This is a genomic window from Algoriphagus sp. CAU 1675, assembly GCF_029222925.1.
Taxonomy (GTDB): Bacteria; Bacteroidota; Bacteroidia; order Cytophagales; family Cyclobacteriaceae; genus Algoriphagus.
Genome location: NZ_JARHUI010000001.1, coordinates 253,199 through 269,542 on the forward strand (window position 1 = coordinate 253,199; position 16,344 = coordinate 269,542).

Here is a 16,344-nt window from a genome sequence, read left to right on the forward strand (position 1 = left end):
TCTTTCCTCAGGCTTTTAGTGCACAGTTATTCAGTGCAATTTTTACAAATCTCAATTTGGGAGCGGTCCTGCAGCAACTGACCCCTGAATTTCTGATATTCATCCGAGTTCCAGACCTCAATTGGTTTTTGATGGTTCAAATTCCCTAGAACATGGTGGGCGTCCTTATCAAAGCAGCAAGGAACGACCAGTCCATCCCAAGTGACCACAGCACCTTGCCACATTCTCCAGCATTTGTTTTGGATTTTCTTTTTCAGTTTCCATTTCCCTTTTCCATCCGGGATGTAGCGTGAATAGCCCAAGTCGGAGGGGATCAATTCGGAGCCGTTTTCATATTCATAGATCTGGGTGGTTTTGAGTTGAAGTTCGTCCACACCAATTTCTTGGGCCCACTTTTTTACCTCCGGGATTTGATCTTCGTTTTGTCCGGTAACCAGAAACTGAAGGATCACCTGCGGAAAGAGTTGCCCGGATTTTTTGCGCTCTGATAGCAGCAAGTCAAGTCCTTCCTTCACTTTCTCCAATTTTCCCCCAACCCGATATAACTCATAGACCTCTTGAGTCACTCCATCCATGGAGACGATGAGTTGCTTGAGTCCACTTTTCAGGATGGAGTCTACCTGTTGCTTATTAAGGTAATGGGCATTGGTGGAGGTGGAGGTGAAAATCCCTTTGGAACTGGCATAGGCAATCATATCCGTGAACTTGGGATTTAAAAAAGGTTCACCCTGGAAATACAGATGAAGCCAAGTCACATGGGGATGTACCTGATCGATTACTTTTTGGAAAAATTCAGGCTGTAGCATTCCTGTGGGTCTGGTAAAAGAGCGCAAACCCGAGGGGCATTCCGGACAGCGAAGGTTACAGCTGGTGGTGGGTTCTATGCTGAGTACAGCGGGCTGGCCCCAGTATATGGGTTTTTGGAGGAGACGGCTGAGATGAAAAGAAAAATACAAGAGCAGGAAATTGCTGAACTTGTAAAAAGTCATTGATCTTAAAAGTGCAGCAGCGGTTACCCATTTATTTTTCACGGCAGTAAGTACGCAAATGAGCAAACAAGATACAAAGCAAGGAGAAATAGGGACGAGAATAATCCGGTAATTCCTAAACGTATAGACCCGGAAAGCACTTGTCAAGATGGGATATTTTAGGTTTGGACCTGCAAAGCTTAATTCCCCAATTCGGTGTAATTGACCATTCAATATCCCCCAGAATCTTCATTCTTGGGGGATTTTCTTTTTTTAAGGGATAGTAAAGACGGCAATTCCTGGATCACTGTCCGTAGTGATACCGTATATTTTTTTGTTTTCTATATCCAGTGCAATGCTACGGAGTGAACGATCCAAAAGATAATGCTCGAGTAGATTCCCATCGAAATCATAAACTCTTAAAGTTCTCGCTATCTCGGAAGTTTTTTTGATTTCAGGCCCACTGATACCCCCAAAAAGTGCATAAATTCTATCCTTGGTAATCTCAATATCGCGGTATTGGTAGGGAATATCTCTTGACCAAATCACAGAAGGACCGCTTTCGTCGTAATGAAGTTCAAAATCGAATACTTCCGGATCCGGGCCATAGATCGTTTTAAATTCTTTGGTTCTGGCATCAAACAAATCGATTTTGTCATAATAAATAGATGCTATGGCAAACACAGTTTTATCAGAGTTTGAATTGAACCACCCATCATTAATCTGAGACAGATTGAAATTATCCAGGTCCGTTCGCTCAGTAAAATTTTCCTGAGACCCATAGCCTTTTTCAAAATCATCATTGAGTCCGAATTCTATCAGGCGGTATGGTGAATCGACAAACATCCCCAAAAACGTCGAATCTGTAAGATAGAGGCAGGAATAAGCTTTGAAAAAATTGACAGGCTGCTTGATTTGATGCATCGCAAGCTCGGACTGCTCAAACAGAGAAAACTCACTGATCCGCTTCTCTATCGCACTATAAACCCAAAATGTGGAGTCATTGCTTCCAAAGTCAAAACCTGTTGCATCAGATATTTCCCCAGGGCCAAACCCGTTTTTTCCCTGTGAAAACATATAGATCATATTATCAGCATCAATAACATGAATCAGGGGTAATTCTGGAGAAACACGGGGACTTTCAGAAACCACCAGTTTCCCTTTTTTGTAACGGACTTTCTCAGGATTTATAAGTTCTTTAAAGTATACTTTCTTTGACTCGAGTTGGGTTATTTCTTTCTCCAGCTTTTTTTCTGAGCATCCAAAAGCAAGTATTAGTGGAATTTGAAGAAATGGTAAAAGTAATTTGATTTTCATGTACTGGATGAAAGTTAAAATTGCGCACGATTTCGTGCGCAATCAAGGAAAAGGATTTACTCTAAGATTGGACCACATGGACGAGTCCCCAGTCGATCTTTTGGATAATAAGTCCCATATCGATCAAAACATCCTGTTGATTCATCTTGACAGCAATCCGCGGCAACAGATGCAAATGTTACCGACATTGCACCCACAAAAGCCAACAAAAACAAGGGCTTGGCTAAAATTCTCAGTTTTTTCATAAATAATTAAGTTAAAAGATTAAGTAGTTCAATATTAAAAAAAAAAATTATTTACCCAAACTTTAGTTAAAAAAATTATTTTTTAATATGATTATCCGCAATCATACCAGTATGGATAAATTGAAGCAATGATGAGTCTGTCAAAGAGTTTTTGACCGAAGTATCTTCGGTTGAGTTTGTAACAAAACTCGTCCAGGTAGTTCTGCATCATTCTTTCGCTGATCATATGGTAGGTGTGCAGGTGTTTCTTTAAGTTGCTGATGGCAATGTGAACCCATTTGAGATTAAACTTGCCCTTGTCTGTTCCAGAGATTTCTCTGACATGGACATCAATACAATCACTCAGATCTGAGAAGGTGGTACTCTTATCTGTTTGAAGCACCGAGTCTGAATCAATGTATTCTTTGATTAAATTCTGCGCTGTTTTTGCCTCCAAGTTCTTTATCTTCTTCATTTTAAAGTATTTGCAACTCTTGTCGACTTTGCCCGACTCAGGATCTTCCAAGGGCGTGGATTCAGCCATCACAGCCACTTTGGACTGTTTTTGACTACCTCTTCCTCGCTTGAGTTGGCTTCGGACTTTGGCCTTGGTAGCTTTTCCAACGAAAGCCTCATCGTATTCCGCCATGTCCTCAAGTCGGTAGCGTTCATCTCGTTGTCCCATCACCACGCGGAGCTTGTGATACATCCTGAAAACCGGTTCATAGCGTTTCATACCCAGTTGTCGCTGGAGTTCGGCCGCACTGAATCCTTTCTTGGTGGCTGTGATGAAAGTAATAGCCATCATCCAAGTCCTGATTGGCAAATTACTGCTCTGCATAACTGTACCGCTCTTGATACTGGTTCTGAATCCACAGGAAGCACACTGGAAGGAAAGCTTGTTTTCAAGCCAATAATGCTTGATTCCAGCACACTTCTTACAGACGATCCCCTGCTGGATCCTTTGTTCTTTGATGAATTCAATACAGGAGGATTCGTCTGGAAACCGATTAATGAAATTGATAATATTCATGGTCAAAACCGTTTATTTTGACCTAATTTATAATGAGTTAAACCCTCAATAAAACTATTGTCACCAACTGTCAATAAAAACTTATTTGGTTAATGGTGACTTTACGGATATACATATTTTTTAAATACCCTGCTGTAGTTTCCTGATATCCTCAGACTAGTAGAGCTGGTGCTCTCCACTTGCGTGTAATATATGATTGATTATTAAAAAAGGCGTTTGCCTGAGCGTAGTCTCCAGACTACGCTCGACTATTTAAGGGAATTTGTAATTCCCAACCTAGTACCTCCAACCCATCCTCTTCTTTTATCCGTCCTCCGTCATTTTGTTGGCCTATTTCCACCATGACCCTGCCCTGTAGAGGATGGCTTTTTGATTCTTTATACCATGGGTCTTCCCCCATGGTTGCCATATATCGCCTCTCTAGGGCTGTATATTAAAAAAATCTAATTGAATAAAATTAGTGGTTTGGAAATGGGTTTGTTACCAGCAAGAATGATGAATTGAGTTACTAGGCTGTGAGTTATGGGTGGACCCTACTATTGGTTTGCCAGCAAGATGGAGACGACAAGTCAGATTGGAAATCCTGCAATGATTGGATACAAAACACAAAGCAAGGGAATAAAATGAGGAGAATAATCCAGTAATTCCTAAACTCACTGACCTTGAAAGAGGTTACCAAGATGGAACATTGCTACTCCTTCCCACATATAATTCGTACCTTTGCCCTTTAAAATTGTCCCCTGATTTATGAGTCAATCCCCTGCTGCCCAGGAAGAATTTATAGAAATATTCGGAGCCAGAGAGCACAATCTCAAAAATCTGGACCTGAAAATACCTCGCAACAATTTAGTGGTAGTAACCGGCCTAAGTGGAAGCGGTAAAAGCTCCTTGGCTTTTGACACCATCTATGCAGAAGGACAGCGCCGGTACATGGAAAGTTTTTCAGCCTATGTCCGTTCATTTTTGGGTGGGATGGAGCGGCCTGATGTTGACAAGATCAACGGGCTCTCCCCAGTAATTGCCATAGAGCAGAAAACCACATCCAAAAACCCCCGATCTACAGTAGGTACCGTCACTGAGATCTATGATTTCATGCGATTGCTTTTTGCCAGGGCAGGTGAAGCTTATTCCTATTTGACGGGAAACAGAATGGTCCGACAGACAGAAGACCAGATTATCGAGCAGCTGTTTGCCAATTTTTCCGGAAAAAAACTCTACATCCTGGCTCCGGTGGTCAAAGGGCGAAAGGGACATTACCGGGAGCTTTTTGAGCAAATCCGAAAAATGGGCTTTTCCAAAGTCCGCGTGGATGGGGTGGTCATGGAAATGGTGCCCAAAATGCAGGTGGACCGGTATAAGATCCACGATATTGAAATAGTCATTGACCGCATTGTAGCGGACGAGTCCGATAGATTCCGTATTACCCAGTCTTTGAAATCTGCTTTGCAGCATGGCAAAGGGGTCATTATGATCCGGGAAGAGGCGGGGGAAATCCATCATTTTTCCAAGTACTTAATGGATCCCGAGACCGGGCTTTCCTATGATGAGCCTGCTCCCAATACTTTTTCATTCAACAGCCCCTATGGAGCATGCCCTACCTGTAATGGACTTGGAGTAACCGAGGAAATCACCAAAGAAAGTATCATTCCTGATCCCAGTTTGAGCATCACCCGTGGAGGAATTGCTCCTTTGGGAGAATATAGGGATATCTGGATTTTCAAGAAAATCGAAGCAATTCTCAAGCATTACAAATGCAGCATGAGTATGCCGATCCGGGATCTACCTGAAAATGTGGTCGATGTGTTGTTGTATGGAGACAAGGTGGAGGTTGCTGTGGATTCAACCAAATACCCCGGGACCAAGTGGCATACTACCTTTGAGGGGATTGTCAATTTTCTTCAAAAGTATCAGGAAGGAAGTTCCGACAAGATCCAGGATTGGGTTTCGGAGTTTACTGTCACCCAGACCTGTCCGGACTGTCACGGATACCGTCTTAAGAAAGAAGCCCTTCATTTCAAGATTGCCGATAAGCATATCGGAGAATTGGCGATGATGGACATTCGGGTTTTGGGAGATTGGTTTGAGAATTTGGAAAGCAGGCTGAGTGAAAAGCAACAGCTCATTGCCCAGGAGGTTTTAAAAGAAATCCGCAAGCGCATCGGTTTCCTGCTCGATATTGGTTTGGATTATCTGACACTCAACAGGCCGCTGAGAACCCTTTCCGGAGGAGAGGCTCAGCGAATCCGTCTTGCCACGCAGATCGGAACCCAGCTGGTAGGGGTATTGTACATTCTTGACGAACCGAGTATCGGCTTGCATCAGCGGGATAATGTCAAATTGATCAAGGCTCTACAAAGTCTCCGCGATCTTGGAAATTCAGTCTTGGTGGTGGAGCATGACAAAGACATGATGTTGGAGTCAGACTATATATTGGATATGGGGCCGGGAGCAGGGAGACACGGCGGACATGTGGTGGCATCCGGCACACCTCAGGAAGTGGTGAAGAAAGGCGGGGTCACGGCCAGTTATCTGAGCGGGAAACTTGGACTCCCCATTCCAGAAGTTCGCCGCAAAGGCAAAGGCAAGTCTTTAATTTTAAAAGGAGCTTCTGGAAATAACCTGAAAAATATCACCCTAAATATACCATTGGGGACGCTTACCCTGATTACCGGGGTTTCGGGAAGCGGTAAAAGTACCCTGATTCATGAAACCCTGTATCCGATTCTCAATAGGGAGTTTTACAAGTCCAAAAAGGAACCCATGCCTTTTGGGAGTATTTCCGGTCTGGAGGAATTGGACAAGGTCATTGAAGTGGACCAATCTCCCATCGGAAGGACCCCAAGATCCAATCCGGCGACTTATACAGGTGTGTTTTCAGATATTCGAGCCTTGTTTACAGAAATGCCGGAGGCCAAAATCAGAGGTTACAAACCAGGAAGGTTTTCATTTAATGTAAAAGGAGGCAGGTGCGAGGACTGTGAAGGAGCAGGTATGAAGCTGATTGAAATGGATTTTCTTCCTGATGTGCACATTCCCTGTGAAACCTGTAAAGGTAAGCGCTACAACAGAGAGACCCTTGAAGTCAGGTTCAAAGGGAAGTCCATATCGGATGTACTTGAAATGACTGTGGAGCAAGCCGTGGAGTTTTTTGAAAACCAACCCAAAATTCTTCGGAAAATCAAAACCCTGAATGATGTGGGTCTAGGCTATATCACTTTGGGACAGCATGCCACCACCCTTTCCGGTGGGGAAGCCCAGCGCGTCAAATTGGCGACAGAGCTTTCCAAAAAGGACACAGGCAAGACTTTTTATATTCTGGATGAGCCCACCACAGGACTGCATTTTCAGGATATCGAATTGTTAATGAATGTACTTCAGCAACTGGTGGACAAGGGAAATACGGTATTGATTATCGAGCATAATCTAGACGTCATCAAAGTAGCTGATTACGTGGTTGATTTGGGGCCGGAAGGAGGTAATAAGGGAGGGTCCATCGTGATCGAGGGGACACCGGAGGAGGTTGCGGCCGATCCGAAAAGTCATACAGGAAAATTTCTCAAGCTGGAGTTAAATGCTTGATTCAGGGGAAAATCAGGGCAATCTTCCTTTTATCACAATCCAAAATCTGGAGAGAGGCGCTTATTTATCTTTGCCATGCAATGAATAGGATCAGGTTATATTGGTTGCTACAGATCATCGGGTGGGGAGGTATTGCATTAGTAAATATTTTCTTTGCATCCCTGTCCCCTAGAGGGATTGCTTCTGTACAGGTGTGGGCATTTGTTGTCCTGGCCCTGTTTTATATTTTTTCCACACATTTCCTGAGATACATAGTCAAGACGTTTGATTGGTTCAAACTGGAAATCCCCCAATTGATTTTCCATTCAATTCTGGCCATGTTGGCCCTGAGCTTTGTCAATGTGGCCGCTCAGATTCTGATCAACATTGCCTTTGGCACCCTGAATCCGGAAGAGGATTTCAAGATTCTGGTGATTCTGGTCAATCTTTTCGTGGCATTTCTGTTTTATGCCATGTGGTTTATGTTGTATTTCCTTTTCCATTTTCTGGACAACTACAACACCTCCCTGAAATATGAGGCTAAAATCAATCAGATTCGATTGAATCACCTGAAAAGCCAACTCAACCCCCATTTTATTTTCAATGCGCTGAACAGCGTGAGAGCCTTGGTGGATGAGGATCCTACCAAAGCGAAAAGTGCTATCACAAGAATTTCGAATATCCTGAGGTTTTCCCTGATGATGGATAAAAAACAGACCATTGAATTTGCGGATGAACTCAATACGGTCAAGGATTACTTGGCATTGGAATCTATTCGCTTTGAGGAGCGTTTGCAAATAGTATATCAAATTGAGGACGAGGCCTATAGCTACAAGATTCCCCCAATGATGCTGCAGACTATTGTAGAAAATGCAATCAAACATGGGATTTCAAATCTGGTAAAAGGCGGTCTTATAGAAATCAAGTGTAGGGAGGGATTGGAGGATGATCTGTATATTCAGGTGAAAAACAGTGGTCAGCTGCTCACTCCTCCCAGCCTAAAGACCAATTCCGACGGGGGACATGGTCTGAGCAATACGGTACAAAGACTTAAACTGATTTATGGAGATAGGGCGAGCTTCCGTATCTTCAATTCGGGGAATCAGTTTGTGATCACGGAAATAAAAATCCCGAAACAAAGAGTTACTTTAGACTAACAAACTAAATGAAAATGCGAGCCATTGTAATTGATGATGAAAGACTGGCCCGAAAGGAGCTGATCAACCTGTTAAATCAACTTGAAAGTGTGGAAGTAGTTGGCGAGGCGGTCAATGTGGAAGATGCGAAGGAGAAAATAGACCAACTCAATCCCGATGTCATATTCCTGGATATTCAGATGCCTGAAAAAACAGGTTTTGACCTCTTGGAAGAGTTGGACAATGTGCCTCATGTGATCTTTACTACTGCATATGATGAATATGCCCTGAAAGCTTTTCAGGTGAATGCGTTGGACTATTTGCTCAAGCCAATTGAGCCAAAAAGACTGGAGGAAGCCATCAATAAACTTTCAGGAAAGATCGATTCCAACAGAAAGAAGGAAGAGGAATCCAGTACTTTCAACAACAAAAAACTGACCCTTGACGACCAGGTTTTTGTCAAAGACGGGGACCGATGCTGGTTTGTCAGACTGTCCAATGTCCGTCTTTTTGAATCGGACGGCAACTACATCAAGGTTTATTTTGACAACTTTAAACCCATGATCCACAAATCATTGAATGCTTTGGACGAAAGATTGGACGAAAAATCCTTCTTCCGTGCCAGTCGGAAGCATATCATTAATTTAGGTTGGGTGGAGGCTATTGAGCCTTGGTTCAACGGTGGATTGGTCGTGACACTGAAGGGTGGAGATAGAATTGAAGTCAGCAGAAGGCAGGCTGCCCGCTTCAAGGAAATGATGAGCCTTTAAATTTCATAGACAAAAAAAAGCATTTGATTTTCCGAATTAAATTCTGTTATTAGTGGAAGATTGGAGTTGATCCAACTGAAAAGGTATAATACTTCCACTAAAACGCATGATCTGCTACTAGCAATGAAAGACGAGCGGATATTAATCGTCGAGGACGATATCAGCATTGCAGAAAACATTCAGGAAATTCTTGAGCTATTGGGTTATGTCAATATTGACGTGGCCAATTCTGCCAATCAGTGTATCAAGGTGATCAAAAAATATCGCCCTGACCTGATTTTTATGGACATCAAACTCAAAGGGGACAAGGACGGGATCGAGCTTGGAGAAATCGTCAAGCAAATGGTCGATGCCCCACTTGTGTTTGTGACTTCCTACTCCGACCCAACGATCATTGAGCGGGCAAAAAGAATCTCTCCCGCGGGCTTCATCGTGAAGCCATTCAACACCAATGACATCCACGCCATTGTTGAGATTGTCCTGTACAACAAGAGGACAAAGCCACCTTTGGAAGCTGCAGTGGTGAAAGGAGGCAGCGAAAGCCCGTATTTGGTCACGGATGCGGTGTTCATCAAAGCCGACAATGCTTTTGAACGGGTGCAATACGAGGACATCTATTATGTGGAGGCCAATGGAAACATGGTCACCATTTTCACCAAAAACCGGGATTACAGTATCCGAAAGTCCATGAAGGAAATTGAGGAAATCCTCCCTTCACAGTTTTTCCTGAGAGTACAGAAATCCTTCATTGTCCACCTTGGACAGATTGAAAGCTTCAATACCAAGGAAATTACCTTGAAAAGGGGAGCGGTGGTTCAGGTCGGAAGACAGTATTACAACAGCTTCCTGGCCAAATTGAACACCATTACTGAAAGTTGATTGATCAGGGATTCCCAATTGGTGCATATTAAAAGAAAAAGGCGGGCAAAACCCGCCTCTTTAGCTTAACCAAACAATCAACCAAATTAACCCTTACGAGTTTTTCTTAAGAATGTTGAGCCTCGGACTTCCTTTCAAAAGGGGATTCCGGGGCTTTGATTTTTTTATGATCAGAGAACATCATCTCTGCACCTGATGCTTTGCCGATTGGAGTAATAGTTGGTTCAGAATATTCAAATCGGGCAGTTTGCTGTGCAAGACTGGATTCAACTTTTGCTTTCCATACAATGGTAAGTGCCATAAGGAATCCCAGTGCCGCACAGACATTTTTTTGGGAAAAGATTAGCGTTTTCATGGCAATAAGAGTTGGTTTAATTTTGTATACCTCCCTATATGCCAAAAAGTGACCCAAACTTAAAAAGCCCCTCTATTTGCTTGTTTTAGCACTTTTGTGCTTTATGTCCTGTACGAAAGCGTACACCACTTCCCCAGCTACGGACAAAAAACCGAACATTATTTGGTTACAGATTATTGTCCTTTTTTGAAAAATTAAGAAATCAGGAACCTGTCCGACTGGATAGCAAGGAAATACTCTTCACTCGTTCTTTAAGAAAAGAGTATTCAAAGCCCCAACCCTACTTAGAAAACCCCGTTTCCAAAAAAACTGATTTGGTTCACCCCTTTTTGAAAGGTGTACCATATACTAATACCAACTTAAAAATTAAATATGCCGCATTTCGTTATTGACTGTTCCAAAAGTATCCTCCAACAAGAGACTCCTGAAAAGATAATTCAGAAAGTATATGATACAGCCGAATCCACTCAGCTTTTTGACAAAGGGGATATTAAGGTTAGAATTAACCCTTTTGAATATTTTACTATTGGAAACTCACAAGAGGATTTCATCCACATTTTTGCCAATATAATGGAGGGAAGGAGTATCGCTCAGAAAAAGAATCTCTCGGAAAGGATTGTAAGTGAGCTGAAGCTTATGTTTCCTGAGGTTCCGATTATCTCCATTAATATCAGGGACTTTGAACAAGCAACCTATTGCAACAAATCCATGGTTTAACTTGGATTAGGTTAATTAAAAACAAAGAAAAAAGTGCAGCTCTTGGGCTGCACTTTTCATTTTTTTAAAAGCTTCCGCAATTACAATAACTCATTGGCCAAGTTTGCGAGCTCAGATCGCTCGCCTTTTTCCAACTTGATATGGGTGTATAGCGGGTGGTCTTTCACCCGATCGATCAAATAAGACAAACCATTGGACTGAGAATCCAAATAAGGTGTATCGATCTGATGCACATCTCCGGTGAACACAATTTTGGTGTTTTCCCCGGCACGCGAGATGATCGTCTTGATTTCATGGGGGGTAAGGTTTTGGGCCTCGTCCACGATAAAGAAAATATTGGAAAGAGATCGTCCACGGATATAAGCCAGAGGCTGGATCACCAGCTTTTCGGTATTGACCAACTCGGTGATTTTCTGGAATTCCTTGTCTGTCTCCTTATACTGGTTTTGGATAAATTTAAGGTTGTCCCAAAGTGGTTCCATGTAGGGGTTGAGCTTGGATTTGATATCTCCGGGCAAGTAACCAATATCTTTGTTGGATAGGGGCACGATGGGCCTCGCCAGAAAGATTTGCTTGTAATCCCTTCGCTGTTCCAAGGCTCCAGCCAAAGCGAGAAGAGTTTTCCCAGTACCTGCCACACCCTGTATGGATACCAACTTGATATTGGGGTTGGTAATGGCGTGCATGGCAAAGGTCTGCTCCGCATTTTTTGGTTTGATATTGTAGGCCAGCTTTTTGTCCACGCGCTCCAGTATATTTTCTTCGGGGTTAAAGAAAGCCAGTACCGAATGCTTGTCACTCTTGAGAATGTAATAAGCATTGGCTTTGCGCTTTCGTGTACCCAATACGGATTTGGCATCGATGTATCCTGACTCATAGAGTTTGTTGATGGCATCAGGGCTTACATCATCCAGAATGTATTTTCCGGTGTTTTCAAGTTCATCTATGTTCTTGATCTTACCGGTTTCATAGTCTTCTGCCAGGATTTCGAGGGATTTGGCTTTGAGCCGGAGGTTGATGTCCTTGCTGACCAAAATGACCTTTCGGTTGAGTTCATGCTGCTTGAGGTAAAGTGCGGCATTGAGGATTTTATGGTCGTTTTTTTCCTCCCCGAAAATGATATTGGCGTTTACCTTGTTTTCGGGGTTCATCAACACCTTGAAGTTTCCCTTGCTTTTCCCGTTGAGTGGAGTCCACTCGTGGATCATCTGGTCCTTGGACAGATTGTCCAACAAACGGATAAATTCCCGGGCTTCGAAATTCTTGGTATCGTTGCCTTTTTTGAACTGATCCAGCTCTTCCAATACGGTTATTGGTATCACTACATCGTGTTCGGCAAAATTCATGATGGAATTGTGCGCATAGAGGATTACGGATGTATCCAGCACAAAAATTTTCCGATCTTTTTCGGCTTTGGCTCTAGGCATGTGCAGGCTTGGTGTTAAAGTGTGGCGTTGATATAATTTAAAAAATTATCAAGTCGATTTCCTATGAATTGCCAATAAATTATGATTAATAAAAAGGTTAAATTCTCTATACACTTGAAAGTCAACCCAATAAAAAAGGGTGAAGACCTGTCCTCCACCCTTTTTAAATCCTTGAAGGACTTTTAATCCAACAAGGCAGCAATATCCTGTTGGTCCAGACTTTTCATAAAGCTTTCTTCCGTGGATATCAGTTCCCCCGCTAAGGCAAGCTTCCTTTCCTGAAGGGCCATGATTTTTTCTTCTACCGAACCTCTACTGATAAACTTGTAAATGATGACCTTGTTTTCCTGTCCTATTCGGTGTGCCCGGTCTATTGCCTGTGCTTCTACGGCTGGATTCCACCATGGATCCAGTAGGAATACATATTCTGCTTTGGTAAGATTGAGACCAACCCCTCCCGCTTTTAAGGAGATTAGGAAGACTTTTACCTCTTCCTGCTCCTGGAATCTTTCCACCTGTCCCTGACGGTCCTTAGTGGCACCATCCAAGTAGGAATAAGGAATTTTTTCCTGCTCCAAATATTCCCTCACAATCGCCAGATGCCGCACAAACTGACTAAAAACCAGCACCTTGTGTCCTTCGGATATGGTAGACTGTAGCATAAAGGTGATGTCCTCCAGTTTTCCGGATTCGCCGTTATAGTCTTCCCTTACCAATTTGGGGTGATTGGCAATCTGACGCAATTGGGTCAAGCCGCGTAACAAGGTAAACTGTTGGGGACCACTTCCCACAAATCCCAAATCTCCGATGATCTTTTCCCGGTAATAGGTTTTAACTTCTTCGTAGACTTTTTCCTGCTCCGGCGTCATTGCGGAGTACTTCACATTGGTGATCTTCTCCGGTAGATCTGTAGCCACCTGGGATTTGAGTCTTCTAAGGATGAAAGGCTTGATCATCGCATGAAGTTTGATCGCTTTATCTTTGTCGCCCTGCTTTTCTATAGGCTGAAGGAACTGCTTTTTAAAGGAGTTTTGTGTGCCCAGCAATCCGGGGTTGACAAAGTTCATCTGGGACCAAAGATCCATGGTGCCGTTTTCCACAGGGGTACCGGTCAGAATCAGGCGATGTTTGCACTTGAGCTTGTTTACTGCATGAGCAATATTGCTACTTGGGTTTTTGATCGCCTGGGACTCGTCCAGAATGATGTAATTGAAGTAAAAGTCCTTTAGAATATTCACATCCAGACGGGTGATCCCATAGGAAGTAAGTACCAAGTCATACTCCCTGAACTTCCAGGGATCTTTGATTCGTTGGGTACCGGAATAAACCAGGATTTTCAGTTCAGGGGTAAATTTTTTCGCTTCAAGCTCCCAGTTGTAGATCAGGGATGTCGGCATGACCAAAAGGGAGGTAAAACCCGGATTTTCTTCTTTTTCATGGGCCAAAAGGGCCAGGGTCTGTACGGTTTTACCCAAACCCATGTCATCTGCAAGGCAGCCACCAAAGCGGAATTCATTCAGGAACCTCAGCCAGTTGTAACCGGCCTTTTGATAAGGTCTCAGGTCTCCATGGAAATACTCAGGCATCTCATAATCGTCTATGGATTCAAAATCCCTGAGTTGCTCCAGCTTTCTGCTGAGGCTCAGTTGAACCAGATTGCCTTCTTCCAATTGCTTGGCCAATGCCAGATGGTGTTTTCTCATAATCAGGGAATCCTGGCTGCTGCCCTCTTCCATGAAAGAGAATAGTTCTGAATAATTGACAAACCATGAGGCCGGGATGACGGCTATTTCTCCGTTTGGAAGTTCAAAGTCGGTTTTTCCCTGCATGATCAATTTGCGGATTTTGGCAAAAGGGACGAGGTATATCCCAAACTTGATCATGGCTTTGACGTCAAACCAATCTATATTTTCATTGACTTCAATGCTTATTTGAGCCTTTCCAATGTGGTAAACCCTTCCGTCTGGAACTCCACGCTGGACAATCTTGATGTTTTTTTCCTGTAAAAATTCCTCGTTTTCTCCGATCCATTCAAAGGCCTTAGCTTTTGACCAGGCGATTTGTCCCTCCCGAACAGGAAGCCCCAGATCATGAAGAAGTTTGCCAAAGGATTTTTCTTTCTGAAGACTTCTAATGGTTTTTTTGAATACGAACTCTCCGTTTTGTTCTACCAGAGATACAGAATTTCCAGCTGAGTGGTCCTTGCCGTTTTCAATGGGAAAATCGTTTTCCCCATACTTGAATCTCAGCTCAAAAACGATCTTATCCTCTTCAAGGGCTTCTGTTTCATTGCCAAATAAGTCCTCTCCCCGGCTTCCGGGAAGGTCTTTGATGCAGAGTAGTACCTCGGGTGTACCTCGGTCAACGGTAATTTCAAAACCCCTTGCATCTACATCATATTGGGTCAGCAATGGAGCCATGAACTTCCTAAAGTAGGTGGGCTCCATTTTCTTGTCGATGACAATAAACTTCTTGTTGAGAAAAGGCAGTAGCTTTTTGCCGTCTATGTCTTTTTCAAAATGGTAGAGCTGCTGGTTGACGATTAACCAAGCGGGGTCTTTGCAAATCAGGTAGCCCCCCTTATACTGCCACTCCAGCCTTTCTCCCCGGAATTTAATGGTGGGATAGTAATGAGTATTGTCCGGATTTTTATGAAAATGAAAAATCACGGTAGCTTTTTCAGCATTCACTTCGATTTCCTTCCAGGCTGGATTTCCATCGCTTCCCATTTCGAATAGCCTTTTCCCTATCAACAAAGGAAGGATTTTGGACCTCTGGATTTCCAAGCGGTTTTCCAGGAGAGTTTGCACATTTTTATCCTCTGTTTTGGGATCGTATACTTTTTGCAAGTAGTCCTTTGGCCTGATGTTTTTCTTTTTGGCCATATAGGGCTTGATCACCACTTCTGGTTGCATGGCATCCATGAGTTTGACCAGCTCATAGTCTTTTTGGTCCAAGCCTGAATCAAACTCAGCAGCATTGGCCGAACTGATGTTTTGATAGGCATAAGAAAGCCTTCCTTGATCATCGAGTTGAACTACAAAAGATTCAAAAAGTAGACCTAAATACTCATGATTAAAAATGGAATAAACAATCTGAAAGGGTTTGTCAGAATCTACAATCATTTGTTAGGAAGAAAATAGAGATTAAGTAGATTTTGAAAAGGGTGTAAAAGCAACAAAAGCTGACTCAAATCTCAGTATTTCGAAGATATATAGCTTGAAATTTACATAAAATCCCATACCTATTTAAGCCTAGGCACTATTTTTTGGAAAAATGTTAAAAAAACCCGGCCAATTGATATTGACCGGGTTTAAAATTAAGATGCTATATGATCCTCGGAGACATGTTCTGGGTTTGTTTTTTCCTTGCTATGCTCCGGGAAAAAGCGGTTTTGGAAAATAAGTATAATCGCTACCCCGATGAAAATAGCTGCATCTGCCACATTAAAAATGGGCCAAAGTGCAGTGTATTGTTCCCCCCATAAAGGGACCCAACTGGGTAAATATCCTTCCCAAATGTCAAAATAAAACATATCTACAACCTGTCCATGAAACCAGGGAGTAGGTGCATCATAGGGAGCATTATTTAGCCAAACACCATAAAAAACAGAGTCCACTAGATTCCCAATTGCACCGCCCAAAATCATGGAAATACATACTGTATATACAGGGTGCTGTTTCTTTTTAATTATATAATGTAGATAATAACCTATACCAAACATGGCTACCAAACGGAAGGAGGTTAGGATCATTTTTCCATATTCAGAACCCAACTCCATTCCAAAAGCCATTCCTGGATTGGTGGTATAATGTAGCTTAAACCAGTCCCCAAATATTTTGATCTGACCGGGAGTCCCAAAGTCCATTTGGAAATGCACCAGCATTTTTACCGCCTGATCGATGGCGATGACTAAAAACGCGATGCCGAAATATTTTAGGTAGTTGTTCATCTATTATT

The 16,344-nt window shown here is 42.8% G+C and carries 13 protein-coding genes; 5 read left to right on the forward strand and 8 right to left on the reverse strand.

Annotated elements, in window-relative coordinates; genetic code table 11:
• Positions 1 to 26 precede the first annotated feature (26 nt).
• From P2G54_RS01155 to P2G54_RS01170, 4 genes are all read right to left on the reverse strand, one after another.
• The gene (locus P2G54_RS01155; protein WP_275867373.1) at positions 27 to 989 is read right to left on the reverse strand and encodes a radical SAM/SPASM domain-containing protein; all 963 of its coding nucleotides are present in this window, start codon (positions 987 to 989) and stop codon (positions 27 to 29) included.
• 252 nt (positions 990 to 1,241) lie between these two features.
• Positions 1,242 to 2,285: a BF3164 family lipoprotein gene (locus P2G54_RS01160; protein ID WP_275867374.1), complete on the reverse strand. Its 1,044-nt coding sequence runs from the start codon at positions 2,283 to 2,285 to the stop codon at positions 1,242 to 1,244.
• A gap of 56 nt (positions 2,286 to 2,341) precedes the next feature.
• Positions 2,342 to 2,530: a hypothetical protein gene (locus P2G54_RS01165; RefSeq protein ID WP_275867376.1), complete on the reverse strand. Its 189-nt coding sequence runs from the start codon at positions 2,528 to 2,530 to the stop codon at positions 2,342 to 2,344.
• A gap of 91 nt (positions 2,531 to 2,621) precedes the next feature.
• The gene (locus P2G54_RS01170) at positions 2,622 to 3,542 is read right to left on the reverse strand and encodes an IS1595 family transposase (protein WP_275867378.1); all 921 of its coding nucleotides are present in this window, start codon (positions 3,540 to 3,542) and stop codon (positions 2,622 to 2,624) included.
• A gap of 747 nt (positions 3,543 to 4,289) precedes the next feature.
• Here P2G54_RS01170 and uvrA point away from each other — a divergent pair.
• The 4 genes from uvrA to P2G54_RS01190 all read left to right on the forward strand — a co-directional run bounded on the left by uvrA (position 4,290) and on the right by P2G54_RS01190 (position 9,885).
• Complete coding sequence (uvrA, locus tag P2G54_RS01175; protein WP_275867379.1) at positions 4,290 to 7,121, forward strand: excinuclease ABC subunit UvrA; 2,832 nt, start codon at positions 4,290 to 4,292, stop codon at positions 7,119 to 7,121.
• Between the two features lie 80 nt (positions 7,122 to 7,201).
• Entirely contained in the window at positions 7,202 to 8,257 is a 1,056-nt protein-coding gene (locus P2G54_RS01180) for a histidine kinase (RefSeq protein ID WP_275867381.1), read from the forward strand.
• Positions 8,258 to 8,271: 14 nt separating this feature from the next.
• Positions 8,272 to 9,006: a response regulator gene (locus P2G54_RS01185; protein WP_275867382.1), complete on the forward strand. Its 735-nt coding sequence runs from the start codon at positions 8,272 to 8,274 to the stop codon at positions 9,004 to 9,006.
• Positions 9,007 to 9,129: 123 nt separating this feature from the next.
• Positions 9,130 to 9,885 (forward strand): response regulator, encoded by a 756-nt coding sequence (locus P2G54_RS01190; RefSeq protein WP_275868431.1) that lies wholly within the window; start codon positions 9,130 to 9,132, stop codon positions 9,883 to 9,885.
• A gap of 106 nt (positions 9,886 to 9,991) precedes the next feature.
• Here P2G54_RS01190 and P2G54_RS01195 read toward each other — a convergent pair whose 3' ends face one another.
• On the reverse strand, positions 9,992 to 10,240 hold the full coding sequence (locus tag P2G54_RS01195; RefSeq protein WP_275867384.1) for a hypothetical protein: 249 nt from the start codon (positions 10,238 to 10,240) through the stop codon (positions 9,992 to 9,994).
• 372 nt (positions 10,241 to 10,612) lie between these two features.
• Here P2G54_RS01195 and P2G54_RS01200 point away from each other — a divergent pair, with 372 nt between their 5' ends.
• Positions 10,613 to 10,957 (forward strand): 5-carboxymethyl-2-hydroxymuconate Delta-isomerase, encoded by a 345-nt coding sequence (locus P2G54_RS01200; protein ID WP_275867385.1) that lies wholly within the window; start codon positions 10,613 to 10,615, stop codon positions 10,955 to 10,957.
• An 80-nt stretch (positions 10,958 to 11,037) separates the two neighbouring features.
• Here P2G54_RS01200 and P2G54_RS01205 read toward each other — a convergent pair whose 3' ends face one another.
• The 3 genes from P2G54_RS01205 to P2G54_RS01215 all read right to left on the reverse strand — a co-directional run bounded on the left by P2G54_RS01205 (position 11,038) and on the right by P2G54_RS01215 (position 16,336).
• On the reverse strand, positions 11,038 to 12,384 hold the full coding sequence (locus P2G54_RS01205) for a PhoH family protein (RefSeq protein WP_275867387.1): 1,347 nt from the start codon (positions 12,382 to 12,384) through the stop codon (positions 11,038 to 11,040).
• A gap of 182 nt (positions 12,385 to 12,566) precedes the next feature.
• Positions 12,567 to 15,509 carry a DEAD/DEAH box helicase gene (locus tag P2G54_RS01210; protein ID WP_275867388.1) on the reverse strand — a complete coding sequence of 981 codons (2,943 nt, stop codon included), beginning with the start codon at positions 15,507 to 15,509 and terminating at the stop codon, positions 12,567 to 12,569.
• Between the two features lie 194 nt (positions 15,510 to 15,703).
• Positions 15,704 to 16,336: a lipoprotein signal peptidase gene (locus P2G54_RS01215; RefSeq protein ID WP_275867390.1), complete on the reverse strand. Its 633-nt coding sequence runs from the start codon at positions 16,334 to 16,336 to the stop codon at positions 15,704 to 15,706.
• Positions 16,337 to 16,344 lie beyond the last annotated feature (8 nt).